Raw genomic sequence first — 25076 nt, forward strand, 5'->3', positions numbered from 1 at the left:
CAAGGGTAGAGCCCCTCCCCCATCCACGACGGACGGAGGAGCCCCCCGGCCTCAGGCCTGCACGACGCCGTCGCCGAACTCGAACACGCCGGGGTTCTGCACCGGGTCCACGTCCACCGGAATGGACGACTTCGGTGGGTAGCGCCCTTCGAGCAGGAACTTCGAGAGCGGGTTCTCGATGCGCTGCTGGATCGCGCGCTTGAGCGGGCGCGCGCCGAAGACCGGATCGAAGCCGACCTTGGCCAGCTCGGCCAGGGCCGCCGGCGAGACATCCAGGTGCAGGTCCATCCTGGCCAGGCGCGCTTCGAGCACCTTGAGCTGGATCGCGGCGATCGATTCGATGTGCTTCGCGTCGAGCGCATGGAACACCACCGTCTCGTCGATGCGGTTGAGGAACTCGGGCCGGAAGTGGTTCTTGAGTTCGTCCCAGACCGCTTCCTTCACCTCGTCGTACGGCGCGCCGACCATGGCCTGGATCATGTGCGAGCCGATGTTGCTCGTCATGACGATCACGGTGTTCTTGAAGTCCACGGTGCGGCCCTGGCCATCGGTCAGGCGGCCGTCGTCGAGCACCTGCAGCAGCACGTTGAACACGTCGGGGTGGGCCTTCTCGACCTCGTCGAGCAGCACCACGCTGTAAGGCTTGCGGCGCACAGCTTCGGTGAGGTAACCGCCCTCCTCGTAACCCACGTAGCCGGGTGGCGCGCCGATCAGGCGCGCGACCGAGTGCTTCTCCATGAACTCGCTCATGTCGATGCGGATGAGGTGGTCTTCGCTGTCGAACAGGAAACCGGCCAGCGCCTTGCACAGCTCGGTCTTGCCCACGCCCGTGGGGCCGAGGAACAGGAAGGAGCCGGTCGGGCGGTTCGGGTCGGACAGGCCCGAGCGCGAACGGCGGATGGCGTTGGCGACGGCACCGATGGCCTCGTCCTGGCCGACCACGCGCTCGTGCAGCTTGCCTTCCATCAGCAACAGCTTGTCGCGCTCGCCCTGCATGAGCTTGGACACCGGAATGCCGGTGGCGCGCGCCACGACCTCGGCGATCTCTTCGGCGCCGACCTGCGTGCGCAGCAGCTGTGGGCGACCCTTGCCGTCCTTGTTCAGCGCCTTGCCCGACTCGACGGCCTGCGCGTCCTTCAGGCGCTTTTCCAGCTCGGGCAGCTTGCCGTACTGCAGCTCGGCGACCTTGTTGAAATCGCCCTTGTCGGTGAAGGTCTTGATCTGCGAGCGGATGCGATCCATCTCTTCCATCACGTCCTTGGAGCCGAGCGCGGCGGCCTTCTCGGCCTTCCAGATCTCGTCGTAGTCGGAGATCTCTTTTTCCAGCCGCGCGATCTCTTCCTCGATCAGGCCAAAGCGCTTCTGCGAGGCCTCGTCCTTCTCGCGGCGCACGGCTTCGCGCTCGATCTGCAGCTGGATCAGGCGGCGGTCGAGCCGGTCCATCACCTCGGGCTTGGAGTCGAGTTCGATCTTGATCTTGGACGCGGCCTCATCGATCAGGTCGATCGCCTTGTCGGGCAGGAAACGGTCGGTGATGTAGCGGTGGCTGAGTTCGGCCGCGGCCACGATGGCCGGGTCGGTGATCTGCACGCCGTGGTGCACTTCGTACTTCTCCTGCAGGCCGCGCAGGATGGCGATGGTCGCCTCCACGCTGGGCTCGCCCACGAGGATCTTCTGGAAGCGGCGCTCCAGCGCGGCGTCCTTCTCGATGTATTTGCGGTATTCATCAAGCGTGGTGGCGCCCACGCAATGCAGTTCGCCGCGCGCCAGGGCCGGCTTGAGCATGTTGCCCGCGTCCATCGCGCCTTCGGCCTTGCCCGCGCCCACCATGGTGTGCAGCTCGTCGATGAAGACGATGGTCTGGCCCTCGTCCTTGGCCAGTTCGTTGAGCACGGTCTTGAGGCGCTCCTCGAACTCGCCGCGGAACTTGGCGCCGGCCAGCAGCGCGGCCATGTCCAGGCTCAGCACGCGCTTGCCCTTGAGCGAGTCGGGCACTTCACCGGCCACGATGCGCTGCGCCAGGCCTTCGACGATGGCGGTCTTGCCCACGCCGGGTTCGCCGATGAGCACGGGGTTGTTCTTGGTGCGGCGCTGCAGCACCTGGATGGCGCGGCGGATCTCGTCGTCGCGGCCGATCACCGGGTCGAGCTTGCCCAGGCGGGCGCGCTCGGTGAGGTCCAGCGTGTATTTCTTGAGGGCTTCGCGCTGGCCTTCGGCCTCGGGGCTGTCCATCTTCTGCCCGCCGCGCACGGCGGTGATGGCCGCTTCCAGGCTCTTGCGGTTCAGGCCGTTTTCATTGGCGATGCGGGCGAGTTCGCCTTTGCTGTCGGCCACGGCGAGCAGGAAGAGCTCGCTGGCGATGAACTGGTCACCGCGCTTGATTGCCTCCTTTTCGGTGGCCTGCAGCAGCTTGGCCAGCTCGGGGCCGACCTGCACCTGGTCCTGCCCCTGCACTTCGGGCAGGCGCTTGACCGCCGCTTCCGCGGCCTTGGCCAGGCCCGGCACGTTCACGCCCGCGCGCTGCAACAGCGACTGCGGGCCGTCGGCCTGGCGCAGCAAGGCCAGCAACAGGTGGGCGGGTTCGATGTAGGCGTTGTCGGCGCCCAGGGCCAGGGTTTGCGCTTCGCCGAGGGCTTCCTGGAACTTGGTGGTGAGTTTGTCGAGACGCATGAAAAGGCTCTCCGTGAATTCAGAACTGCATCACACATGGCGCTGATCCCCGGGTTTTCAAGGCGCGGCACCCGCTGCCGCCACCCGGGTTGACGCCGATCAAACCGACGCAGGGTCGGGCCGTCGCCAGTAAGCGTAAGCCCAGGCCGTGGAAAAGCCCAGCCTCTGGTAGAGCGCGAGCGCCGGTGCGTTGCTGGCGTCGACCTGCAGGAAGGCTTGCGGAATGCCGCGTTGCGCGGCCTCCTGCGCCATCGCGCGCAGCAAGCGCCCAGCCAGGCCGCGGCCGCGCTGCGCGGCCGCGGTGCGCATGCCGTGCACCCCCAGCCAGCCGTGGCCGAACGAGGCCGCGCCACAGGCCAGCGTGTGGCCGTTCTCGCGCAGGCTGGCATACCGCGTGCCCGTGGCGCGGCTCAGCGAGCGGGCACGGCTGGCCCCATCCACCGGGTCCAGGCCCTCGCCCAGGAACATGGCCATCCAGGCCGCGTCGGGCACATCGGCCAGGACAGCGGCCGGATCGGCCTCGGCGTTCAGCAGCGCCTCGATCGGGGCGGTCTGCGTCAGCGTGGGTTGCCGGCGCACGAAACCCTGCTGCCGCAAGGCCTGCTGGAAGGGCTCGAACGCGGGCAGGTCCGGCAGGCGGAGCGCGGGGGTGAAGCCACGGGCCTCGTACCGCGCCAGGATCGAGGCCAGCAAGCCAAGGTCGGGCGCTGCATGGTGCAGGGGCACGGCGCTGCGCGCGCGGCCCACGGTGCCGCTGTCCATGGGCAACAACCAGCCGGGCAGCGCTTCCACCACCGCCGGCGCCACCGCCTGCAGCGTGGCGCGTTCGATGGCTTCGATGTCGGCGGCGCGGGTCATGTCAACCGTTGCGCGCCTCGATGCCCCAGCGCGCGAGCGCCGCGTCGTCGCTCACGCGGGCGTCGACCCAGCGCGCGCCCTCGGGCGTCTGTTCCTTCTTCCAGAACGGCGCCTGGGTCTTGAGGTAGTCCATGAGGAACTCGCAGGCCTGGAAGCTTTCGCCCCGGTGCGCGGAGGTCACGGTCACCAGCACGATCTGGTCCAGCGGCTGCAGCAGGCCCACGCGGTGGATCACGCGCGCGCCGTACAGATCGAAACGCTGGAAGGCCTCATCGATCATGGCCTCGATCGATTTTTCGGTCATGCCTGGGTAGTGCTCCAGCTCCATCGTGCTCACGCTCTGGCCGTCGTTGCGGTCCCGCACGGTGCCGATGAAGCTGCAGACGGCGCCCACGCGCGCGTCCTGCAGGCGCAGTTGAGCGACCTCGGTGCTGAGGTCGAAGTCTTCCGTCTGGATGCGGACGCGGGGCGCCATTTCAACCACCCGTGACGGGAGGAAAGAACCCGACCTCGGCGCCCTCGGTGAGTGGGGCGGACTCCTCGCTCATGGCCTGGTTCAGGGCCACGCGCACCGCCCGGCCCGGCGCCAGCACGTCCGCGTACGCGCCCCCGCGCGCCACGAGCTCGGCGCGCAAGGCCGAGAGCGTGGTGGCCTGGGTGTCCACCGCTTCGCTGCCCATGCCCAGGGCCTCGCGGATGGCGGCGAAGTAGCGCAACTGAACTTTCATGCGAGCAGGTCCGCAAAGGAGATGTAGGACACGGGGTCGCCGTGGGCGATGGTGGTACCGGCCGGGTTGTCGACCAGGCCATCGCCCCAGACGGCGGAGGTGAGCACACCCGAACTCTGGTTGGGGAACAGGTCCAGCCCGCCCGCGGCGTTGCGGCGAACGCGCAGGAACTCGCGGCGCTTGTCGGCCCGCGCCACGGTGAAATGAGCGGGCAGCGTGGTGGCCGGCGGCAGCGCCTGGAAGCGGTTCGCGGGCACACCTTGCAGCTTGAGCAGGAAGGGCCGCACCAGCAGCAGGAAGGTGACGAAGCTGGACACCGGGTTGCCCGGCAGGCCGATGAAATGGCAGGCAACGCCCGCCGCCGCACCCGCGCCACCATCGCGCCGCACCGTGCCGTACGCGAAGGGCTTGCCCGGCTTCATGCCGATCTGCCACAGGTCCAAGCTGCCGAGCTGTTGCACCGAGGGTTTGATGTGGTCTTCCTCGCCCACCGACACGCCGCCGCTGGTGAGGATCAGGTCGTGGTGGTCGGCGGCGGTCTTGAGCGCGGCCAGCGTGGCCTCGCGCCGGTCGGGCACGATGCCGAGGTCGCTCACCTCGCAGCCCATGCGCTGGAGCAGCGTGCGCAGGAAGAACCGGTTGGAGTTGTAGATCGCGCCAGGTTTCATGGCTTCGGGCGGCACCTCGCCCGGCATCACGAGTTCGTCGCCGGTGGAGAACAGCGCCACGCGCGGCCGCGCGTTCACCAGCAGGTGTGCCAGACCCAGGCTCGCGGCCAGGCCCAGGCTCGCGGGCGAGAGCTGCTCGCCCCGGGCGAGCACCACGGCGCCGCGCGTCACGTCTTCGCCCGCGCGGCGCACCCATTGGCCCGCCTCGGGCACCGCCTGGATGTGCACGGCGTGGATGTCACCCCCCACCTCGATGGTGTCTTCCTGCATCACCACGGCATCGGCCCCGGCGGGCATGGGTGCGCCGGTGAAGATGCGCGCGCAGGTGCCCGGCTCCAGAGGCTGGCCCGCGTGGCCGGCGGCGATGCGCTGACTCACGCGCAGCACCTGGCCCGGCTCGGTCACATCGGCCACGCGCACCGCGTAGCCGTCCATGGACGAGTTGTCGTTCGGCGGCACCTGCAGGGCCGAGACCAGGTCTTGCGCGAGCACGCGGCGGTCGGCGTCGAACGTGGCGACGGTCTCGGTCGCGCTCAGCGCCTCGACACGGCCCAGCAGGTCGGTCATGGCGTCGGCCAGCGACATCAGCGGTGCGCGTGCGGGAGGTTGGGAGGCGTTCATGGCGTCGTGGAAGGCGGATGGGCCTGGTAGGCGAAGCGGTCTGCATTGTCGAGCAACCAGAGCGCCACGTCATCGGGGTGGTTCAAATCCAGCACCGTGCGTGGGGTGGGTGCGGGCAAGGCCTGCGGGCTGTCGGTCACGACGGCAACGATGCGATCGTCGGCGGGGTAACGCACCGGCTTGCCATGGGCCTGGCGCCAGACCTCGACCTTGGCGAGGTCGCTGTCCTTGAAACCCTCGACCAGCACCCAGTCCACCGCGGGGTGCAGCTCGGCGATGAGGCTGTGCACCGAGTGCTCCACGCGATCCTGCAGCTCGCGCATGATCACCAGCCGCCGGGGCGAGGCGGCCAGCACCTCGAAGGCGCCGGCCTCGCGGTGGCGCCAGGTGTCCTTGCCCGGGTGGTCAATATCGAAGTCATGGTGGGCGTGCTTGACCACCGAGACGCGCTGCCCGCGCAGCTGCAGCGCGGGAATCAGTTGTTCGACCAGCGTGGTCTTGCCGGATCCGGAGTAGCCCGCGAATCCGACCACCTTCATGCGCGGGCGCAGTGCTCGGCGATGAAGGCCTGCACGTCGGCGGTGCGGGCCGGCATGACCTTCACCCGCTTGGGCAGGTCTTCGATGCCCTGGAACTGCGCCGGGCGATCGGGCTGGCGGCCCAGGGCTTCGACAATGGTTTCGGCGAACTTGATGGGCAACGCGGTCTCCAGCACCACCATGGGGGTGCCGGCTTCACGGTGTTCGCGCGCCACCTTCACACCGTCGGCGGTGTGGGTGTCGATCATCAGGCGGTGGCGCTGGTACACGTCGCGAATCGTGTCGAGCCGGTTGGCATGCGTGCTCTTGCCGCTGCGAAAACCATAGTGGCTCGCGGCCTCGGCGAACACCGGGTCGGTGCTCAGGTCGAAGCGGCCCTCGCGCGACAGGCCTTCACCGAAGAAGGCCTTGACGCGATCGCCGTCGCGCCCGAGCAGGTCGAACACGAAGCGCTCGAAGTTGCTGGCCTTGGAAATATCCATCGACGGGCTAGAGGTCTCGTGCGTGTCGGCGCTGCCGCGCACGCGGTACACGCCGGTGCGGAAGAACTCGTCGAGCACGTCGTTTTCGTTGGTGGCGACCACCAGCGTGCGGATCGGCAAGCCCATCTGGCGCGCCACATGGCCCGCGCACACGTTGCCGAAGTTGCCGCTGGGCACGGTGAACGAGACCTGCTCGGTGTCCTTCGTGGTGGCCTGGAAATAGCCAGCGAAGTAGTAGACCACCTGGGCCAGCAGGCGGGCCCAGTTGATCGAGTTGACGGTGCCGATCTTGTGGGCGCGCTTGAACGCGAGGTCGTTGCTGACGTCCTTGACGATGTCCTGGCAATCGTCGAACACGCCTTCGATCGCGATGTTGTGAATGTTCTCGTCCATCAGGCTGAACATCTGCGCCTGCTGGAACGGGCTCATGCGCCCGTGCGGGCTGAGCATGAACACGCGCACGCCGTGCTTGCCGCGCATGGCGTACTCGGCCGCGCTGCCGGTGTCGCCGGAGGTCGCGCCCAGGATGTTGAGTTCTTCACCGCGGCGCGCCAGCTCGTACTCGAACAGGTTGCCGAGCAACTGCATCGCCATGTCCTTGAAGGCCAGCGTGGGGCCGTTGGACAAGGCTTCGAGGTAGAAGCCGTCTTCGAGCTTCTTCAGCGGCACGATCTGCGGCGTGCCGAAGACCGCCTCGGTGTAGGTCTTCTCGCACAGCGCGCGCAGGTCGGCGGCGGGGATGTCGTCGATGTAGAGCGACAGGATCTCGAACGCCAGCGCGGCGTAGCCCCCGGGCCGGCCGCCGTTGAACGACTCGCGCAGGCGCTGCAGCGCAATGACATCGACCTGCGGGTAACGCTCGGGCAGGTAGAGGCCGCCGTCGGGCGCCAGGCCTTCCAGCAGGATTTCACAGAAGCGCTTGCGGTCGGCATGGCCGCGGGTCGAGAGGTAACGCATCAGTTGAGCTCTTCCTTGCGGATGCGCACGATGGGCGCCAGCACGGTGGGCAGCGTCTGCAGTTGCGCCAGGGCGTCGTTCATGGTGCCCTCGCGCGTGTCGTGCGTGAGGATGATGAGGTCGGTGGAGGTGCCACCTTCGCCGCTCACCTCGTCGGCCTCGCGCTGCAGCACCGCGTCGATGCTGATGCCGGCGCCGGCCAGCAAACCGGTGACCTTGGCCAGCACGCCGGCCTGGTCGGCCACGCGCAGGCGCAGGTAGTAGCTCGTCACCACCTCGCTCATGGGCAGCACGGTGAGATCGCTCAAGGCGTCGGGCTGGAAGGCCAGGTGCGGCACGCGGTGGTGCGGGTCGGCCGTGTGCAGGCGGGTGATGTCCACCAGGTCGGCGATGACGGCGCTGGCGGTGGGCTCGCTGCCCGCGCCCTTGCCGTAGTAGAGCGTGGTGCCCACGGCGTCGCCGTTGACCACCACGGCGTTCATCGCGCCTTCCACGTTGGCGATCAGGCGTTTGCTCGGCACCAGGCTCGGGTGCACACGCAGCTCGATGCCTTGCGCCGTGCGCTTGGTGATGCCCAGCAGCTTGATGCGGTAGCCGAGCTGTTCGGCGTACTTGATGTCGGTGGCGCCCAGCTGGGTGATGCCTTCCACATAGGCCTTGTCGAACTGCACGGGAATGCCGAAGGCGATCGCGCTCATGAGCGTGACCTTGTGCGCCGCGTCCACGCCTTCGATGTCGAAGGTCGGGTCGGCCTCGGCGTAACCCAGGCGCTGCGCCTCCTGGAGCACGACGGCGAAGTCCAGGCCCTTGTCGCGCATCTCGGAAAGGATGAAGTTGGTCGTGCCGTTGATGATGCCGGCGATCCACTGGATGCTGTTGGCGGTGAGGCCTTCGCGCAGCGCCTTGATGATGGGAATGCCACCGGCCACGGCCGCCTCGAAGGCCACCATCACGCCCTTGGCCGAAGCGGCCGCGAAGATCTCGGTGCCATGCACGGCCAGCAGGGCCTTGTTCGCGGTGACCACGTGCTTGCCAGCGGCGATGGCTTCCATCACCAGGGCCTTGGCGATGCCGTAGCCGCCGATGAGCTCGATCACGATGTCGATCTCGGGGTTGGCGATCACGGCGCGCGCGTCGTTCACGACCTTCACGTCCGGACCCACGATGGACTGCGCGCGGGCCACGTCCAGGTCGGCCACCATGGTGATTTCAATGCCACGACCGGCGCGCCGGCGAATCTCCTCCTGGTTGCGCTGAAGCACGTTGAACGTGCCACTGCCTACGGTGCCTATGCCCAGGAGGCCTACTTGGATCGGTTTCATGTCGGTCATGGTTGGGAAACGGAAAAATCAGGTACCGTGGCGTTTTCGCCAGCCCTCGAAAAACTTGGCCACGCGGTGGATGGCCTCGCGCAGGTCGTCCTCGTGCGGCAGGAACACGATGCGAAAATGCTGGTTGTCCGGGTAGTTGAACCCGGTGCCCTGCACCAGCATCACGCGCGTTTCCTGCAGCAGTTCCAGGAACATCTGCTGATCGTCCTCGACCGGGTACATCTTCGGGTCGAGCTTGGGGAACATATAGAGCGCGGCAGAGGGCTTGACGCAGCTCACGCCCGGAATGGCGGTGATGAGTTCGTAGGCGAGGTCGCGCTGGCGGCGCAGGCGACCGCCTTCGCACACGAGGTCGTTGATGCTCTGGTACCCGCCCAGCGCGGTCTGGATCGCCCACTGGCCCGGCACGTTGGCGCACAGGCGCATGTTCGAGAGCATGTTCAGGCCCTCGATGTAGTCCTTGGCGGGCTTCTTGTTGCCCGAGACCACGAGCCAGCCCGCGCGGTAGCCGCACGACCGGTAGCTCTTGGACAGTGAATTGAAGGTCAGCGTGAGCACGTCGTCCGACAGGCTGGCGATGGCCGTGTGTTTGGCACCGTCGTACAGCACCTTGTCGTACACCTCGTCGGCGAAGATCACCAGCCCGTGCTCGCGCGCGAGTTCCACGATGGCCTTGAGCAGATCGTCGGAGTACAGCGCACCCGTGGGGTTGTTCGGGTTGATCACCACGATGCCCTTGGTCGCTGGCGTGATCTTGCGGCGGATGTCGTCGATGTCCGGCATCCAGCCGTTGGACTCTTCGCACATGTAGTGCACCGGCGTGCCGCCCGACAGACTGGCCGCGGCCGTCCACAGCGGGTAGTCCGGTGCCGGCAGCAGCAGCTCGTCGCCGTTGTCCAGCAGCGCGTTGGTCGCCATCACGATGAGCTCGCTCGCGCCGTTGCCGAGGTAGATGTCTTCCAGGGCCACGCCTTTGATGCCCTGCTTCTGCGTTTCGTGCATCACCGCCTTGCGCGCCGCGAAAATGCCCTTGCTGTCGGAGTAACCCGCCGAGTTCGGCAGGTTGCGGATCATGTCCTGTTGAATCTCCTCCGGCGCATCGAAGCCGAACACCGCCAGGTTGCCGATGTTGAGCTTGATGATCTTGTGGCCTTCCTCTTCCATCTGACGCGCCGCGTCCATGATGGGCCCGCGGATGTCGTAGCAGACGTTGGCAAGCTTGGCGGATTTCTGGATGCTTTTCAAAGGCCCTCCGGAGGGGGTTGTGGGGTCACGACCAACATGCCCCGCCGAGGTGCACCGGGCGTTATATTCGGTCTCTTCAGCAGGGAAAACCTGCAATTTGACCACAGATCCCCAGCCCTTCTGATCCACTGCCTTCCCATGAAACTTCACGCCGACAAGCTGGACACACAGTCCATCACCTCCTACGGCGAGGGGTGGATCGCCGTGAACGGCCAGCGCCATGCCGGCAGCCTTGTGCTCGCCTCGGGGGGCCAGCTGATTCCCTGGGAATGCCAGCGCTTCGAAGACCTCACCGCCACGCACTTCGAGCAGTTGGCCAGCGTCATGCCCGAAGCACCTGAACTGGTGGTGTTCGGCAGTGGCTCCCGGTTGCGCTTCGTGCGGCCCGCGCTGCTGCAGGGTTTGATGGAGCGCCGCATCGGCGTGGAAACCATGGACACCGCCGCGGCCTGCCGCACCTACAACATCCTGGCTGGCGAAGGCCGCCGCGTCGTGGCGGCGCTTTTGATCGAAACCTGAAACGCCCTCGTTCCCCTCTCCAGCCAAACCGTGACGGAATGGCGCAATCAGGGTAAAATAGCGGATTGTTTCCTGCCACGGCCCCCTTTTGCATGTCCAGTGCAGGGCATGCCGTGAAGCACCCGGGAAGCCAACGAATCACCACCAACTTACGTCAGGGGTCCACGCAGTATGGCAGTCGTTGTCAACAAACCCATTCCCGAATTTGAATCGCAGGCCACCGGTGGCGTGAAGGTCAGCAACCAGACCCACCTTGGCCAGACCATCGTTCTGTATTTTTACCCCAAGGACAACACCCCCGGTTGCACGACCGAGGCCATGCAGTTCCGCGACAAATACAAGGATTTCGTCAAGGCCGGCGCGCAGGTGTTCGGCGTGTCGCGCGACAACATGAAGTCGCACGACGACTTCAAGACCAAGCTCGAACTGCCCTTCGAGCTGATCGCGGACACCGAAGAGAAGATGTGCCACATGTTCGGTGTGGTGAAGAACAAGATCATGTACGGCAAGAAGGTCAAGGGCATTGAGCGCAGCACCTTCCTGATCGGCCCGGATGGCGTGCTCAAGCAGGAATGGCGCGGCCTGAAAGTGCCTGGTCACGTGGAAGACGTGCTCAAGGCGGTCAAGGCGCTCAAGAAGGCGCCCTGACCCCCTGAATCGAGGGAGTGGGACCACGCTGATGCAGGGATTTCCGGGTCACACGACTCGTGCATAATGAATTCATGACAACGGGAAGCTTTTCAGCCCCACCCTCTTTCGACAAGCTCCGCAGCTCTCAAAGCCGCCCGGTTTTCCCGGCGGCTTTTTGTTTTCCGGCCCCGCGCTGACACCACAAGTCCTCCATGCCACTGCCTCCCGCACCCTCCAAACGCGCAGCCCTGCTAGCCCCCGACGCCTACTCCCTTCGAGCCGCCGAAGAGCCACTGGACTTGAACCCTGTTCTGGAACCGTCCGCACCGGTTGCACCCGCCACCCCGGCGGGCTCGGCGCCGAAGGGCAATGGGCGGGGTCGAAAACCCTCGACGACAGCTGCCGTTGCACGTGCCGAAGTGCCGAAGGCACCCGTGCGCCCGCCCGCGCCGGTGGTGGCCAAAGCCCCCGAGGTGCGCCAGCCCGTCCCCGAGGCGCCCGCCGAACCCCGGGCCCCCGTGGCACCGGTGGCCAGCAACCGCCGGCGCACCGCAGGCAAGGCCGGCAACGGGCCGGCGCGGCTGTTCGTGCTGGACACCAACGTCCTGCTGCACGATCCCATGAGCCTGTTCCGCTTCGAGGAACACGACATCTTCCTGCCCATGATCGTGCTCGAAGAACTCGATGGCCACAAAAAGGGCATGACCGAGGTGGCCCGCAACGGCCGCCAGACCAGCCGCACGCTCGACGCCCTGGTGGCCCAGCAAGGTGGCGACATGGCCAAGGGCCTCAAGCTCTCGGCCACCGGCCATCAGTCGGCCCGTGGCCTGCTGTTTTTCCAGACCGAGCCGCTGGACAACGCCCTGCCTTCCAGCCTGCCCCAGGGCAAGGCCGACAACCAGATCCTGGGCGTGGTGCATGCCCTGCGCGAACGGCATCCGCAACGCGAAGTCATCCTGGTGTCGAAAGACATCAACATGCGAGTGAAAGCGCGCGCGCTGGGCCTGGCCGCCGAGGACTACCAGAACGACAAGACCCTGGACGACGGGGAACTGCTCTACGCCGGCGCCCTGGCCCTGCCCCAGGACTTCTGGACGCGCCAGAGCAAGACCATCGAGAGCTGGCAGAGCGGCAGCCACACGTTCTACCGCGTGAGCGGCCCTGCCGTGGGCCAGTTCTACATCAACCAGTTCGTGTATTTCGAGGCGCCCGGCGAGCCCTCGCTGTACGCCCGTGTGACCGAAATCCGCGACAAGACCGCGGTGCTCAAGACGCTGAAGGACTACACCCATTTGAAAAATGCGGTATGGGGTGTGACCAGCCGCAACCGCGAGCAGAACTTCGCGCTCAACCTGCTGATGGATCCGGAGATTGACTTCGTCACGCTGGCCGGCACCGCGGGCACGGGCAAGACGCTGATGGCGCTGGCCAGCGGCCTGACCCAGGTGCTTGACGACCGCCGCTACACCGAGATCATCATGACGCGCGCCACCGTGAGCGTGGGTGAGGACATCGGCTTCCTGCCGGGCACCGAAGAGGAAAAGATGGGCCCCTGGATGGGTGCGCTCGACGACAACCTCGAGTTCCTGGCCAAGGGCGATGGCGGCAATGCCGGCGAGTGGGGGCGCGCTGCCACCAATGAGCTCATCCGCAGCCGCATCAAGGTCAAGAGCATGAACTTCATGCGCGGCCGCACCTTCATGAACCGCTACGTGATCATCGACGAGGCGCAGAACCTGACGCCCAAGCAGATGAAGACGCTGATCACCCGCGCCGGCCCGGGCACGAAGATCATCTGCATGGGCAACCTCGCACAGATCGACACGCCCTACCTGACCGAGGGTTCGTCGGGCCTGACCTACGCGGTCGATCGTTTCAAGGGCTGGCCGCATGGCGGACACATCACGCTGGCGCGCGGCGAGCGTTCGCGCCTGGCCGATTTCGCCAGCGAAGTGCTCTGACCTGAAGGCTTTTCGCCATGAAAAAACCCGGCCTTGGCCGGGTTTTTTCATGCGCGTCACCTGTCGTCAGTAATCGCTGCCACCGCCCATGCCACCGCCTGCCAGGCTTTCGAAACGGGTGAGCATGTTCAGGAAGGCCAGCTTCACCACGCCGGTGGGGCCGTTGCGCTGCTTGCCTATGATGATCTCGGCCACACCCGGCTCCTTGCAGTTCTCGCGGTTGTAGTACTCGTCGCGGTAGATGAACATGATGATGTCCGCATCCTGCTCGATGGCACCGGACTCACGCAAGTCCGACATCATGGGGCGCTTGTCGGTGCGCTGCTCGACCGACCGGTTGAGCTGGGAGAGCGCGATCACCGGGCATTGCAGCTCCTTGGCCAACATCTTCAACCCCCGCGAGATTTCGCCCAGCTCGGTGGCGCGGTTGTCGCCCCCGGACGCGCCGGAGCCACTCATGAGCTGCAGGTAGTCGACCACGATCAGACCCAGCTTGCCGCACTGCCTGGCCAATCGGCGGGCATTGGCGCGCAGCTCGCTGGGCGTGAGACCCGGCGTCTCGTCGATGTGCAGCGACACGGTGCGCAGCTTTTCGATCGCCTCCGTCAGGCGGGGCCACTCGTCGTCGGTGAGCTTGCCGGTGCGCAGATGCCCCTGGTTGATCCGGCCGATGGAGCCGACCACACGCACCGCCAGCTGCGATGCGCCCATTTCCATGGAGAACACGGCCACAGGCAGCCCTTCGTTCAGGGCCACGTGCTCGGCGATGTTGATCGCGAACGCGGTCTTGCCCATGGAGGGACGCGCCGCCAGCACCACGAGGTCACCCGCCTGCAGGCCCGAGGTCATGCGGTCCAGATCGATGAACCCGGTGGGAACACCCGTCACGTCCGCCGGGTTGTCGGCCATCTCCTGCACACGGTCCAGGAGGTCCACCACGAGCTTGTCCATGCTCTGGAAGCCCTCCTTCATCCGGGAGCCTTCCTCGCCGATCTTGAAGACCTTCTGCTCGGCCTCGTCCAGGATCTTGGCGACCGGCCGTCCTTGCGGATTGAAGGCGGCGGTCGCGATCTCATCACTGGCGGTCACGAGTTTGCGCAGGATCGCGCGCTCGCGCACGATCTCGGCATAGCGGCGGATGTTCGCCGCACTCGGCACGTACTGCGCGAGCGAGTTGAGGTACGCCAACCCACCCGCCTCTTCGGCCTTGCCCAGGTTCTGCAAGTGCTCGAACACCGTCACCACGTCGGCAGGCTTGCTCCCGTTGACCAGGGTCGCGATCGCAGAATAGGTCAGCCGGTGCTCGTGCCGATAGAAATCGGAGTCGTTGATCAGGTCGGCCACACGGTCCCACGCGCCGTTGTCGAGCAGCAGGCCGCCCAGCACACTGGATTCGGCTTCGATGGAATGCGGGGGCACGCGCAACTGGGCGACCTGACGATCACCCACAGGGTCTTCAAAGCCCGCATCAAAGTCGGGGAAGGGACTGGAAAAGGCAGTGGACATGGAGGTATCGCAGCTAAAGAGCGATGGTACGCCCCAGGGGATGGATCAGGGGTGGACAACCCTGTGGAAATCCGGTGTGAATCGCGTGCAGAAGGCGGGATAACCCGCCCGCGCCGCGCAAAAAAAAGCCGCTGCCCGAAGGCAGCGGCTTTTTGCAGAACGCTGCGCGGAACTCAGGCGGTTTCGCCGAGCACCGAGACGTTGACGTCGACCGTCACGTCGGTGTGCAGGTTGACGCTGACGGTGTAGTCGCCCACGTTCTTGAGGGGGCCGTTGGGCATGCGCACTTGCGACTTGGCCACAGCGAAGCCTTGCTTGTTCAGCTCTTCGGACACGTCGTGGTTGGTCACGGAGCCGAACAGGCGGCCGTCCACGCCGGCCTTTTGCGACAGCTTGACCGTCACGGCAGCGAGCTTCTCGCCCAGGGCCTGGGCTTCGGCCAGCTTGGCCGCCGCCACCTTTTCGAGTTCCGCACGGCGGGCTTCGAATTCAGCGATGGCGCTCTGGGTGGCACGGCGGGCACGGCCGGTGGGGATCAGGAAGTTGCGGGCATAGCCCTCTTTGACCTTGACCACATCGCCGAGGGCGCCGAGGTTGATCACTTTGTCGAGCAGGATGATTTGCATGTCAGGCTCTCTTTCAGACGCGGTGCTGGTCGCTGTAGGGCAGCATGGCCAGGAAGCGCGCGCGCTTGATGGCGGTGTTGACCTGGCGTTGGTAGAACGCACGGGTGCCGGTCAGGCGCGCGGGAATGATCTTGCCGTTTTCGGCGATGAAGTCACGCAGGACGTCCACGTCCTTGTAGTCGACTTCTTCGACGTTGGCCACGGTGAAGCGGCAGAAGCGCTTGCGCTTGAAGAGCAGCGACTGGGTGTTGCGCTTCGGGCGCTTGTCTTTGTTGAAACGTTTGGGTGCAGCCATGATGGGCCTTCCTATGTTTTGCTGAAATCTTGGATGTGGAACACCACGCCTTTGCCATTGCGCGCATTCGTCATGAAACCGTGAAACTCACAAGCCGCATCCAGGCCCTGTCGGGAGAGGATTTCGGCCTGGGCACCGAAGGCCACGGCCCTCAGCTGCAATTTCACCTGTCTGGGGGTGTCCATCTCGACGACCTGGGACTCGTGTTCAAGCACGAGGTTGACGGCCGGGATGCCTGCCGGTGTGTAACGCAGGCTCTGCACCTGCACCACCACGGCGGACAATTGAAGACGGTTCACCCGATGACGATTGGCGCCACAGACTTAGGCGGCGGCCTGCTCCTGCGACTGGTGCGTGGCCGGCTGTTGAAGCTTGCGGGCTTCTTCGCGCTCGACCGACTTCATCATGGCCGACGGACCGGTGTCGGCCTTCTTGCGCAGCACGGTGAGGTGGCGCAGCACGGCGTCGTTGAACTTGAACGCGTGTTCCAGTTCGGACATCACGGCCTGATCGGCCTCGATGTTGACGCACAGGTAGTGGGCCTTGGACAGCTTGTTGATCTGGTAAGCCATCTGGCGGCGGCCCCAGTCTTCAACACGGTGGATCTTGCCACCACCGGTGGTGATCATGCCCTTGTAACGCTCCAGCATGGCCGGAACCTGTTCGCTTTGGTCCGGATGGATCAGCAAAACGATTTCATAGTGACGCATAGACACTCCTTGAGGATGAGCCGTGGGGAGCCACGGCGGGATTCAGCCACCCGCCGCGTCTGGAAGCGGTGTGGCAAGGCGAAAAGCTCACGATTATAGCAAATCGCGGCTTTTCGGTACCCCAGCTGCTTCAGCGGTTGTTCAGCGCCTTGTCCAGGGGCACGAACTTCTCGGGACCCACGGCCTCGCGGATCCTGGGAGCCAGCTCGAGCAGTTGCTCGTAGTTGCCGGCGGCCTCCACCGCCAGATTCAGGCGAAACCCCCTCAAGCCCAGGCTGGCGGTGAGCCGGGTGGCGATGGGATAGGCATCCTGATAGCGCTGCACCGAACTGCGCGAGTTGTGCTCCTTGAGCACTTCGTCGTGGGCCGCGGCCACCGCCTGCTCCGCGGCCGAGGGCTTGGGTGCCGAATCGGTGATCAATCCGAGCGCGAACAGGTGCTCGACGTCTTCCTGGGACACCCCCATGGCGGCCGATGCCGCCAGCAGCTCCGCCATGGAACGCCGGCCATCCACGAGGATGAAGACCGACCGTTGTCGCGGCGTCAGCGGCACCGATCGGTCTTTCATGACCTGCAGGCCGGTTTCGGTTTTCACAATGCTCATGGGTTCTCTCGAGGAAGCTCCACCGGGGGTGGTTTGTACCGGTCACCGGGATGACTCAACGCGGAAGTTGGATGAAACGAGCTTTACATGCGACTGGCGGCATTTGAATTGGGGTTTATCCATACCGGAGCGCCCATGAAAAAGCCCGCACGGGGCGGGCTCTGTGAAGAAAGTCGCACCCGCCCGCGGGCGGGCGCGACCCTGCTCAACCTCAGTCCTTGGCGTAGATGTCCACGTCCTTGGTCTCGCGGATGAAGATCATGCCGATGATGAACGTGCCGGCCGCCACGATCACCGGGTACCAGAGACCGTAGAAGATGTCGCCGGTGGCGGCCACCATGGCGAAGGCCGTGGTGGGCAGCAAGCCGCCAAACCAGCCGTTGCCGATGTGGTACGGCAGGCTCATCGACGTGTAGCGGATGCGCGTGGGGAACATCTCGACCAGCATCGCGGCGATCGGGCCGTACACCATGGTCACCAGGATCACGAGGAACACCAGGATCAGCAGGACCATGCCCTTGTTCATCTTGGCGGGATCCGCAGGGGTGGTCAGGCCTTCGGCCTTGGCGGTGTCGGTCAGTGCCTTGCGGAAGTCACCAATGGCCTTCGCGCTGTCAGCCGCAAAGGCATCGCGCTTCTCGTTGAGCACGCCCACCGGCGAGTTCAGCACCTTGTCGCCCAGCGTCACCGTCGCGGGTGCACCGGCCGGACCCTGCACGCTGGTGTACGGGATGTACGCCTGCGTGAGTGCGCGCTTGGCGATGTCGCACGAGGTACGGAAATCGATGTCGCGTGCAATCGGGCTGCCCTGGAACGAGCACTCCTTCAGATCGGCCGTCACGGTGACCTTGTTCGCCTGTTGAGCCGCCACCAGCGCCGGGTTGGCGTAGTTGAGCAACATCGGGAAGACGGTGAAGTAGGTCAGCGCAGCGATCAGGCAGCCGCCCATGATGATGGGCTTGCGGCCGATCTTGTCGGACAGCGTGCCGAAGAAGATGAAGAACGGCGTACCGATCAACAGCGAGGCGGCGATCATCAGGTTGGCGGTTGTGGCGTCCACCTTGGCGATCGTGGTCAGGAAGAACAGCGCATAGAACTGCCCCGTGTACCAGACCACGGCCTGGCCGGCGGTCAGGCCAAGCAGCGCCAGGATCACGACCTTCAGGTTCTTCCATTGGCCGAAGGACTCGGTCAGCGGCGCCTTGGAGGTCTTGCCTTCGGACTTCATCTTCTGGAACGCCGGCGACTCATTGAGGCTCAAGCGGATCCAGACCGAAATGCCCAGCAGCAGGATGGACACCAGGAACGGAATGCGCCAGCCCCATTCGCCGAACTCCTTGTCGCCCATCGCGGTGCGCACGCCCAGGATCACCAGCAGCGATAGGAACAGACCCAGCGTGGCCGTGGTCTGGATCCATGCCGTGTAGGCGCCCCGTTTGCCGTGCGGCGCGTGTTCGGCCACATAGGTCGCGGCACCGCCGTACTCACCACCCAGCGCCAGGCCTTGCAGCATGCGCAGGATGATCAGGATGACGGGAGCGGCCAGGCCGATGGACGCGTAGCTGGGCAGCAGACCCACGATAAACGTGGACGCGCCCATGATCAGGATGGTCACCAGGAAGGTGTATTTGCGCCCGATCATGTCGCCCAGTCGGCCGAAGAAGATCGCACCGAACGGCCGCACCAGGAAGCCCGCCGCGAAGGCCAGCAAGGCGAAGATGTAGGCGGATGTTGGATCCAGGCCGGAGAAGAACTGGCGCGCGATGATGGCCGCGAGCGAGCCGTAGAGATAGAAGTCATACCACTCGAAAACCGTCCCTAGAGAAGAGGCGAAGATCACCTTTCTCTCCTCCTTGGTCATCGGTGCAGAAGCACTGGCCGTCGAAGTTGCCATGATGTTGAAGTCTCCTAAGTTAGATGGCTGGCACAAGATGCCATCGCAGTGTTTTAGGAGCGTCTGACAAGAAACTGACAGAGGGTGTCCTGGGCACGCCAGCACCCTCGGAACTGGTGTAAACCCCTAAGCGCTGGCGCCCTTGCGGCGCTGCAACAAGCTCAGAAGACCGATCACCACAAAGCCCACCGGCACACCGAAGACCCCCGCCGACAGAGGTTGGATGCCGAACCAGAGGTCTTGCCCCGCAGGCATGGCGAAAAAGGCGCGCACGGAGGGGGCGTTGATCATCATGTAGAGCACCGTGGTGCCCAGGCCGATCAACATGCCGGCCACCGCGGCCGGGCCCGTGGTGCGGGACCAGAAGATGCCCATGATCATGGCGGGCACGAAGGCGGAGGCGGCCAGCGAGAACGAGGACGCCACCAGGGGCAGGATTTCGGCGGGCTTGAGCGCCGCGACGAAGGCCGCCACCGTGGCCACACTGAGCAAGGCGAACTTGGAGAGGATCACGCGCTGCTCGGGCGTGACGATGCGTTTGACCTCGTGGCAGTAGGTGTCGCGCACCAGCGAATTGCTGATCGTCAGCAGCAGGCCATCGGCGGTCGACAGCGCGGCCGCGAGCCCCCCGGCGGCCACCAGGCCCGAGACCACATAGGGCATGCCACCGAGCTCGGGGGTGGCCAGCATGATCACGTCGGCGCCAAGGCGGAGTTCGCTGAACTGCAGGATGCCGTCGCCATTGATGTCGCTCACCGAGACCAGCGAACCGTCCATGCGCGACCACTGCGCGATCCAGGGCGGCAAGGCATCGAAACTGCTGCCCACCACGTTCTGCATCACCTCGTACTTCACCAGCACCGCCAGCGCGGGCGCGCTCAGGTACAGCAGGGTGATGAAGAACAGCGACCACGCCACCGAGGAACGCGCGGTCGCCACCGATGGCGTGGTGTAGTAGCGCGTGAGCAAATGCGGCAGCCCCGCCGTGCCCACCATCAGGCAGAACATGAGGGCCAGGAAGTTCGCGCGCGAGGACTGGAAGGTCTCGCGCTCGGCCGGCGTGCCGTCCGGATCGCCCGCGAAGGCCTGGCTGTGCGGCATGAGCCCACCCAGCGGCCGGGACCGCTCCTCGCTTTCCTGCATGGCGCGCGTCCACCGTTCCCGCGCCGTCGCCACGTCATGGGGCAAGGCCGCCAGTTCGCGCGTGGCCGCGACCACCAGCTCCATGCCGGCGTTCTGGGACTTGAGCGCGCGGACACGCTCCTGCTTGGCGGCGCGCTCGCGCTTGAGCGTGCCCTCCACGTCCTGCAGCCACACGGCGTACTCGCGAGCACGCCGTGCGAACTCGTCCTGCACCTGCTTCTCGGCCGGCGAGGCCATCAGATCGTGCTCGAGCTGGGCGATCTTCTCGAGTTGCTCGCCGTACACCAGGGGCGCCAGCGGGTTGCCTAGCTGCTTGTAGGCCAGCCAGGACACAGGGATGAGGAAGGCCAGCAGCAGGATGATGTACTGCGCCACCTGGGTCCAGGTGATGGCCCGCATGCCGCCCAGGAACGAGCACAGCACCACCCCACCCAGGCCCAGCATGATCCCGATCTCGAACTGCACACCGGTCAGCCGCGAGGCCACCAGGCCAATGCCGTAGATCTGCGCGACCACGTAGGTGAAGGAGCACAGCACGGCCGAAAACGCCGCGATGCGCCGGGGCCAGCGCCCACCGAACCGTTCCTTGAAATAGTCCGGCACCGTGTACAGGTTGAGCTTGCGCAGATGGGGCGCGATGAGCAGTGCCACGAGGCAGAAGCCACCCGTCCAGCCCAGCACATAGGCCAGCCCGCCGGCCTGCGTTTCGGTGCCCCCGAAGCCCTGCAGGTAGAGCCCACCCGCCAGGCTGATGAAGGAGGCCGCGCTCATCCAGTCGGCGGCGGCGGCCATGCCGTTGTAGACCGGCGGAATGCGCCGCCCGGCCACGTAGTACTCCTCGGGGTCGGCGGTGCGACCATAGATGCCGATGCCGCCGTACATCATCACCGTGGAGAACAGGAAGATGGGGCCCAGCCAGCGCCGGGACAGGCCGCTCTGCTCGGCCCAGGCCATCAGCAGCAGGAAAGCGATCAGGGCGAGGATGTAGAACGCCAGGATGCGGTGCAGCCGGCGCTTGTAGGCCGCGTAGGCCGGGCTGTCAGGCATCACTGGCCTCGCTCGCCTCGCCGCGCGCCTCCTCGGCTTCCAGACGGCTCATGACGCTGGCATAGACCACCACGATGACGATGAACACCAGGACCGCGCCCTGGGCCGCCATCCAGAAGTGCAACGGCCAGCCCATGACGACGACGCTCAGCTCACGCGCGAAGAAGCAGACCCCGAACGAGGCCAGCACCATGACCGACAACAGCACCGCCTTGAGCGCCAGGGCGCGGCGGTCGTGTTCGTCGGTCGTGGGGCGCTCGGACATCACCGGATCATCGCACCCGGGCGGCTCGCGCCGCCTAGGTATTTGCTCGCAGCAGCGAGGCGATCACTCCTTGGCCAGCTGCTTCCAGGTGTCGATCACGCTGTCCGGGTTGAGCGAGATCGAGCTGATGCCCTCGTCGCGCAGCCACTCGGCGAAATCGGGGTGGTCGCTGGGGCCCTGGCCGCAGATGCCCACGTACTTGCCTTCGGCCTTGCAGGCGCCGATGGCCATGGTCAGCATGGCCTTGACGGCCGGGTCGCGCTCGTCGAAGTCGTGCGCCAGCAGCTCCAGGCCCGAATCGCGGTCCAGGCCCAGCGTGAGCTGCGTCAGGTCGTTGGAGCCGATCGAGAAGCCGTCGAAGAACTGCAGGAACTGCTTGGCCAGCACCGCGTTGCTAGGGATCTCGCACATCATGATGACCTTGAGGTCGTTCACGCCGCGCGCCAGGCCCTTTTCGGCCAGCAGCCCGGTCACGCGCTCGGCCTGGGCCAGAGTGCGCACGAAGGGCACCATCACCTGCACGTTGCTCAGGCCCATGTCCTCGCGCACGCGCTTGAGCGCCTCGCACTCCATGGCGAAGGCTTCGCGGAACTCGTGGCTGACGTAGCGCGCCGCACCCCGGAAACCCAGCATGGGGTTCTCTTCCTCGGGTTCGTAGCGCGAGCCGCCCACCAGCTTGCGGTACTCGTTGCTCTTGAAGTCGGACAGGCGAACGATGACGGGCTTGGGCCAGAAAGCCGCCGCGATCGTGGCCACGCCTTCGGCCACCTTGTCGACGTAGAACGCGCGCGGCGAGGCATGTCCCCGCGCGACGGACTCCACCGCCTTCTTCAGGTCGGCATCGATGTTCGGGTAGTCGAGGATGGCCTTGGGGTGCACGCCGATGTTGTTGTTGATGATGAACTCCAGCCGCGCCAGGCCCACCCCGCCGTTGGGGATCTGGGCGAAGTCGAAGGCCAGCTGGGGGTTGCCCACGTTCATCATGATCTTCACGTCCAGCGGCGGCATGTCACCGCGCTGCACCTCGGTGATTTCGGTCTCCAGCAGGCCGTCGTAGATGTTGCCGGTGTCGCCCTCGGCGCAGCTCACGGTGACCAGCGTGCCGTCCTTGAGCAGGTCGGTCGCGTCGCCGCAGCCCACCACGGCCGGGATGCCCAGCTCGCGCGCGATGATGGCGGCGTGGCAGGTGCGCCCGCCCCGGTTGGTCACGATGGCGCTGGCGCGCTTCATCACCGGTTCCCAGTTCGGGTCGGTCATGTCGGTCACCAGCACGTCGCCGGGCTGCACCTTGTCCATCTCGCTGATGTTGTGCACCAGGCGCACGGGGCCGGTGCCCACCTTCTGGCCGATCGCGCGACCGCTGGCCAGCACGGCACCCTTGCCCTTGAGCTTGTAGCGCACCTCGGTCTTGCCGGCGCTCTGGCTCTTCACCGTCTCGGGCCGGGCCTGCAGGATGTAGATCTGGCCGTCGGTGCCGTCCTTGCCCCACTCGATGTCCATCGGGCGGCCATAGTGCTGCTCGATCACCAGCGCGTATTTCGCCAGCTGTTCGACGTCGGCATCGGACAGGCTGTAGCGGTTGCGCTGCTCCACCGGCACATCGATGGTCTTCACCAGCTTGCCGCTGCCGGCCTTTTCCTCGGGCGTGCTGAACACCATCTGGATCAGCTTGGAGCCCAGGTTGCGGCGGATCAGCGCGCGCTTGCCCGCCTTGAGCATGGGCTTGTGCACGTAGAACTCGTCCGGGTTCACCGCGCCCTGCACCACCGTTTCGCCCAGGCCGTAGCTGGAGGTGATGAAGACCACGTCCTCGAAGCCGCTCTCGGTGTCGATGGTGAACATGACGCCGGCCGCGCCGGTGTCGGAGCGCACCATGCGCTGCACGCCGGCGGAGAGCGCCACGTCGGCATGGGCGAAGCCCTTGTGCACGCGGTAGCTGATGGCGCGGTCGTTGTACAGCGAGGCGAACACCTCCTTCATCTTGTGCAGCACCTCTTCGATGCCCACCACGTTGAGGAAGGTTTCCTGCTGGCCGGCGAACGAGGCGTCGGGCAGGTCTTCGGCCGTGGCCGAGGAGCGCACCGCGAACGAGGCCTTGGCGTTGCCGGCGCTCAGGGTCACGAAGGCGTCGCGGATCGCTTTTTCCAGGTCGGCCGGGAACGGCTGGTTTTCGACCATGGCGCGGATCTCGGCACCGGCCTGAGCCAGAGCCCGCACGTCTTCGGTGTCCAGCTGGTCCAGCCGGGCGTTGATGCGCTCGGTCAGGCCGTCGTGCTTGAGGAATTCGCGGAAGGCGTGCGCCGTGGTGGCAAAGCCGGTCGGCACCTTCACGCCGGTGGGCAGTTGCGAAATCATCTCGCCGAGGCTGGCATTTTTGCCGCCGACGGACTCGACATCGCTCATTCGCAGTTTTTCGAACGGCACGACCAGATCGGTCGCTCCAAACAGCTGGGACATGGGAAAGCTCCTAAGGTTGAAAAACCGGGGTTCCAAGCGCCAGCGGGGCGACCTGTTGTTCTGTTGTGGGTCCGACGCCGGGCAGGGAAGCAGATACGGGGGCGCCTGCGGCAGGATAATGGCTGGCGCAGACACAACACCCAGCATTGTAAGGACGCGGCCCACATGCCCAATCGAACGGTCTTCTTCATCTCGGACGGCACCGGCATCACGGCCGAAACCTTCGGCAACGCCATCCTGAACCAGTTCGAGGCCACCATGCGCCGGGTCCGGCTGCCTTTCCTGGACAGCGTGGACAAGGCGCACCAGGCGGTGCGCCAGATCAACCACGTCGCCGACGTCGAAGGCAAGCGACCGCTGGTGTTCACGACGGTGGTCGACATGGACGTGCTGTCGGTGTTCCGAACCCAGTGCAAGGGCGTGCTGCTGGACATGTTCGGCACCTTCGTCGCCCCCCTGGAGCACGAGCTCGGCATCAAGTCCAACCACCGCGTGGGCCGTTTCTCGGACGCCTCCAAGAGCCAGGCCTACCACGACCGAATTGAGGCCATCAATTTCTCGCTGGCCCACGACGACGGCCAGAGCCACAAGGACCTGGAGGGCTCGGACGTGATCCTGGTCGGCGTGAGCCGCAGCGGCAAGACCCCGACCTCGCTCTACCTGGCGATGCAGTACGGCCTGAAGGCGTCGAACTACCCGCTGATCCCGGAAGACTTCGAGCGCCGCCAGCTGCCCCCTGCCCTGGTGCCGCACCGCAAGAAGATCTTCGGTCTGACGATCGCGCCCGAGCGGCTGAGCGAGATCCGCAACGAGCGCCGGCCCAACTCGCGCTATGCGCAACTCGACAACTGCCGCATGGAAGTGGCCGAGGCCGAGGCCATGATGCGCCGCGAAGGCATCCGCTGGCTCTCGACCACCACGAAGTCGATCGAGGAAATCGCCACCACGATCCTGCAGGAGATCCGGCCCGAGCGCCTGGAGTACTGAGGGCTCGGCTCGGGCGCTGTCAGAAAGACGTCAGCCAGTGCCCGAAAAATGGGCTGGCGGGCCCTGCCCGTTCCCGCCCTCCCCTGCCTTCACGGCAGACGCCAACACCTATTCGAGACATGATCAAGATCTTCATCGCCTTCGTCATCTTCGCCGCCGTCGCCCTCTTTGCACTCATGAAGGGTGGCGACATCGACATGGGCGGTGAGAAGCACGGCATGGATGCACCGCACACCGAGCAGGCGGCGCCTGCCGCACCGGCAGCGGCACCTGCCACCCCCGCCGCACCCGCGCCGGCCGAACAGCCGAAGTAAGCCAGGAACAAGGCGCGGG

24 protein-coding genes are annotated in these 25076 nt (G+C 65.8%); 5 read left to right on the forward strand and 19 right to left on the reverse strand.

The genetic code is table 11. The features are described 5' to 3' along the window. Positions 1-51 precede the first annotated feature (51 nt). The 9 genes from clpB to AC3WPZ_RS16175 form a co-directional block, all read right to left on the reverse strand. Positions 52-2670 carry an ATP-dependent chaperone ClpB gene (gene clpB, locus AC3WPZ_RS16135; RefSeq protein WP_382156984.1) on the reverse strand — a complete coding sequence of 873 codons (2619 nt, stop codon included), beginning with the start codon at positions 2668-2670 and terminating at the stop codon, positions 52-54. Positions 2671-2769: 99 nt separating this feature from the next. After that, positions 2770-3528, reverse strand: a complete 759-nt coding sequence (locus AC3WPZ_RS16140) for a GNAT family N-acetyltransferase (protein WP_492440544.1) — start codon at positions 3526-3528, stop codon at positions 2770-2772. Between the two features lies 1 nt (position 3529). Then, positions 3530-4003 carry a molybdenum cofactor biosynthesis protein MoaE gene (locus AC3WPZ_RS16145; protein WP_382320391.1) on the reverse strand — a complete coding sequence of 158 codons (474 nt, stop codon included), beginning with the start codon at positions 4001-4003 and terminating at the stop codon, positions 3530-3532. Between the two features lies 1 nt (position 4004). Then, positions 4005-4256, reverse strand: a complete 252-nt coding sequence (locus AC3WPZ_RS16150) for a MoaD/ThiS family protein (protein ID WP_382156978.1) — start codon at positions 4254-4256, stop codon at positions 4005-4007. Next, positions 4253-5545 carry a molybdopterin molybdotransferase MoeA gene (locus AC3WPZ_RS16155; protein ID WP_382320393.1) on the reverse strand — a complete coding sequence of 431 codons (1293 nt, stop codon included), beginning with the start codon at positions 5543-5545 and terminating at the stop codon, positions 4253-4255. Before AC3WPZ_RS16155 ends, AC3WPZ_RS16150 begins: the two co-directional genes overlap by 4 nt. Beyond that, complete coding sequence (mobB, locus tag AC3WPZ_RS16160) at positions 5542-6084, reverse strand: molybdopterin-guanine dinucleotide biosynthesis protein B (protein WP_382320395.1); 543 nt, start codon at positions 6082-6084, stop codon at positions 5542-5544. Before mobB ends, AC3WPZ_RS16155 begins: the two co-directional genes overlap by 4 nt. After that, positions 6081-7523 carry a threonine synthase gene (gene thrC / locus AC3WPZ_RS16165; protein ID WP_492440546.1) on the reverse strand — a complete coding sequence of 481 codons (1443 nt, stop codon included), beginning with the start codon at positions 7521-7523 and terminating at the stop codon, positions 6081-6083. Before thrC ends, mobB begins: the two co-directional genes overlap by 4 nt. Beyond that, positions 7523-8845, reverse strand: a complete 1323-nt coding sequence (locus AC3WPZ_RS16170) for a homoserine dehydrogenase (RefSeq protein WP_382320398.1) — start codon at positions 8843-8845, stop codon at positions 7523-7525. Before AC3WPZ_RS16170 ends, thrC begins: the two co-directional genes overlap by 1 nt. Positions 8846-8872: 27 nt before the next feature. Continuing rightward, positions 8873-10099 carry a pyridoxal phosphate-dependent aminotransferase gene (locus AC3WPZ_RS16175; protein WP_382156968.1) on the reverse strand — a complete coding sequence of 409 codons (1227 nt, stop codon included), beginning with the start codon at positions 10097-10099 and terminating at the stop codon, positions 8873-8875. Between the two features lie 138 nt (positions 10100-10237). On the opposite strand from AC3WPZ_RS16175, the gene AC3WPZ_RS16180 reads away from it, so the two are divergent. The 3 genes from AC3WPZ_RS16180 to AC3WPZ_RS16190 all read left to right on the forward strand — a co-directional run bounded on the left by AC3WPZ_RS16180 (position 10238) and on the right by AC3WPZ_RS16190 (position 13209). Then, the gene (locus AC3WPZ_RS16180) at positions 10238-10618 is read left to right on the forward strand and encodes an Mth938-like domain-containing protein (protein WP_382320402.1); all 381 of its coding nucleotides are present in this window, start codon (positions 10238-10240) and stop codon (positions 10616-10618) included. A gap of 171 nt (positions 10619-10789) precedes the next feature. After that, positions 10790-11266, forward strand: coding sequence for a peroxiredoxin (locus tag AC3WPZ_RS16185; protein ID WP_291111385.1), 477 nt, complete (start codon positions 10790-10792; stop codon positions 11264-11266). A gap of 194 nt (positions 11267-11460) precedes the next feature. Beyond that, a complete protein-coding gene (locus AC3WPZ_RS16190; RefSeq protein WP_444686832.1) occupies positions 11461-13209 on the forward strand; it encodes a PhoH family protein in 1749 nt (582 codons plus the stop codon). A gap of 66 nt (positions 13210-13275) precedes the next feature. Here AC3WPZ_RS16190 and dnaB read toward each other — a convergent pair whose 3' ends face one another. The 10 genes from dnaB to ppsA form a co-directional block, all read right to left on the reverse strand. After that, positions 13276-14715 carry a replicative DNA helicase gene (dnaB, locus tag AC3WPZ_RS16195; protein WP_291111389.1) on the reverse strand — a complete coding sequence of 480 codons (1440 nt, stop codon included), beginning with the start codon at positions 14713-14715 and terminating at the stop codon, positions 13276-13278. A gap of 173 nt (positions 14716-14888) precedes the next feature. Then, positions 14889-15341 carry a 50S ribosomal protein L9 gene (gene rplI / locus AC3WPZ_RS16200; RefSeq protein ID WP_382156962.1) on the reverse strand — a complete coding sequence of 151 codons (453 nt, stop codon included), beginning with the start codon at positions 15339-15341 and terminating at the stop codon, positions 14889-14891. 13 nt (positions 15342-15354) lie between these two features. Beyond that, complete coding sequence (rpsR, locus tag AC3WPZ_RS16205; RefSeq protein ID WP_068166407.1) at positions 15355-15636, reverse strand: 30S ribosomal protein S18; 282 nt, start codon at positions 15634-15636, stop codon at positions 15355-15357. Between the two features lie 11 nt (positions 15637-15647). After that, on the reverse strand, positions 15648-15920 hold the full coding sequence (gene priB, locus AC3WPZ_RS16210) for a primosomal replication protein N (protein WP_382320404.1): 273 nt from the start codon (positions 15918-15920) through the stop codon (positions 15648-15650). Between the two features lie 39 nt (positions 15921-15959). Next, entirely contained in the window at positions 15960-16346 is a 387-nt protein-coding gene (rpsF, locus tag AC3WPZ_RS16215; protein WP_291111398.1) for a 30S ribosomal protein S6, read from the reverse strand. A 130-nt stretch (positions 16347-16476) separates the two neighbouring features. Continuing rightward, positions 16477-16950 (reverse strand): hypothetical protein, encoded by a 474-nt coding sequence (locus AC3WPZ_RS16220; protein ID WP_444686833.1) that lies wholly within the window; start codon positions 16948-16950, stop codon positions 16477-16479. Between the two features lie 211 nt (positions 16951-17161). Further along, entirely contained in the window at positions 17162-18844 is a 1683-nt protein-coding gene (locus AC3WPZ_RS16225; RefSeq protein WP_444686834.1) for an MFS transporter, read from the reverse strand. Between the two features lie 126 nt (positions 18845-18970). Further along, positions 18971-21034, reverse strand: a complete 2064-nt coding sequence (locus AC3WPZ_RS16230; protein WP_444686835.1) for a VC_2705 family sodium/solute symporter — start codon at positions 21032-21034, stop codon at positions 18971-18973. Beyond that, complete coding sequence (locus AC3WPZ_RS16235; RefSeq protein ID WP_382320408.1) at positions 21027-21299, reverse strand: DUF4212 domain-containing protein; 273 nt, start codon at positions 21297-21299, stop codon at positions 21027-21029. The genes AC3WPZ_RS16230 and AC3WPZ_RS16235 overlap by 8 nt, the downstream gene beginning before the upstream one ends. A 63-nt stretch (positions 21300-21362) precedes the next feature. Continuing rightward, complete coding sequence (gene ppsA / locus AC3WPZ_RS16240; protein WP_444686836.1) at positions 21363-23756, reverse strand: phosphoenolpyruvate synthase; 2394 nt, start codon at positions 23754-23756, stop codon at positions 21363-21365. 165 nt (positions 23757-23921) lie between these two features. Between ppsA and ppsR the strand changes: the two genes are divergently transcribed. Both ppsR and AC3WPZ_RS16250 read left to right on the forward strand, forming a co-directional pair. Continuing rightward, positions 23922-24743, forward strand: a complete 822-nt coding sequence (ppsR, locus tag AC3WPZ_RS16245) for a posphoenolpyruvate synthetase regulatory kinase/phosphorylase PpsR (protein WP_291111404.1) — start codon at positions 23922-23924, stop codon at positions 24741-24743. A 119-nt stretch (positions 24744-24862) separates the two neighbouring features. Continuing rightward, complete coding sequence (locus AC3WPZ_RS16250; RefSeq protein ID WP_444686837.1) at positions 24863-25057, forward strand: hypothetical protein; 195 nt, start codon at positions 24863-24865, stop codon at positions 25055-25057. Positions 25058-25076 lie beyond the last annotated feature (19 nt).

Source organism: Hydrogenophaga sp. FW305-3-2-15-A-LB1, assembly GCF_058787875.1.

Coding starts and splice junctions, on each gene's coding strand:
- clpB (WP_382156984.1), bottom strand. CDS start 2,670: ATGCGTCTCGACAAACTCACCACCAAGTTCCAGGAAGCCCTCGGCGAA.
- AC3WPZ_RS16140 (WP_492440544.1), bottom strand. CDS start 3,528: ATGACCCGCGCCGCCGACATCGAAGCCATCGAACGCGCCACGCTGCAG.
- AC3WPZ_RS16145 (WP_382320391.1), bottom strand. CDS start 4,003: ATGGCGCCCCGCGTCCGCATCCAGACGGAAGACTTCGACCTCAGCACC.
- AC3WPZ_RS16150 (WP_382156978.1), bottom strand. CDS start 4,256: ATGAAAGTTCAGTTGCGCTACTTCGCCGCCATCCGCGAGGCCCTGGGC.
- AC3WPZ_RS16155 (WP_382320393.1), bottom strand. CDS start 5,545: ATGAACGCCTCCCAACCTCCCGCACGCGCACCGCTGATGTCGCTGGCC.
- mobB (WP_382320395.1), bottom strand. CDS start 6,084: ATGAAGGTGGTCGGATTCGCGGGCTACTCCGGATCCGGCAAGACCACG.
- thrC (WP_492440546.1), bottom strand. CDS start 7,523: ATGCGTTACCTCTCGACCCGCGGCCATGCCGACCGCAAGCGCTTCTGT.
- AC3WPZ_RS16170 (WP_382320398.1), bottom strand. CDS start 8,845: ATGAAACCGATCCAAGTAGGCCTCCTGGGCATAGGCACCGTAGGCAGT.
- AC3WPZ_RS16180 (WP_382320402.1), top strand. CDS start 10,238: ATGAAACTTCACGCCGACAAGCTGGACACACAGTCCATCACCTCCTAC.
- AC3WPZ_RS16185 (WP_291111385.1), top strand. CDS start 10,790: ATGGCAGTCGTTGTCAACAAACCCATTCCCGAATTTGAATCGCAGGCC.
- AC3WPZ_RS16190 (WP_444686832.1), top strand. CDS start 11,461: ATGCCACTGCCTCCCGCACCCTCCAAACGCGCAGCCCTGCTAGCCCCC.
- dnaB (WP_291111389.1), bottom strand. CDS start 14,715: ATGTCCACTGCCTTTTCCAGTCCCTTCCCCGACTTTGATGCGGGCTTT.
- rplI (WP_382156962.1), bottom strand. CDS start 15,341: ATGCAAATCATCCTGCTCGACAAAGTGATCAACCTCGGCGCCCTCGGC.
- rpsR (WP_068166407.1), bottom strand. CDS start 15,636: ATGGCTGCACCCAAACGTTTCAACAAAGACAAGCGCCCGAAGCGCAAC.
- rpsF (WP_291111398.1), bottom strand. CDS start 16,346: ATGCGTCACTATGAAATCGTTTTGCTGATCCATCCGGACCAAAGCGAA.
- AC3WPZ_RS16220 (WP_444686833.1), bottom strand. CDS start 16,950: ATGAGCATTGTGAAAACCGAAACCGGCCTGCAGGTCATGAAAGACCGA.
- AC3WPZ_RS16225 (WP_444686834.1), bottom strand. CDS start 18,844: ATGGCAACTTCGACGGCCAGTGCTTCTGCACCGATGACCAAGGAGGAG.
- AC3WPZ_RS16230 (WP_444686835.1), bottom strand. CDS start 21,034: ATGCCTGACAGCCCGGCCTACGCGGCCTACAAGCGCCGGCTGCACCGC.
- AC3WPZ_RS16235 (WP_382320408.1), bottom strand. CDS start 21,299: ATGTCCGAGCGCCCCACGACCGACGAACACGACCGCCGCGCCCTGGCG.
- ppsA (WP_444686836.1), bottom strand. CDS start 23,756: ATGTCCCAGCTGTTTGGAGCGACCGATCTGGTCGTGCCGTTCGAAAAA.
- ppsR (WP_291111404.1), top strand. CDS start 23,922: ATGCCCAATCGAACGGTCTTCTTCATCTCGGACGGCACCGGCATCACG.
- AC3WPZ_RS16250 (WP_444686837.1), top strand. CDS start 24,863: ATGATCAAGATCTTCATCGCCTTCGTCATCTTCGCCGCCGTCGCCCTC.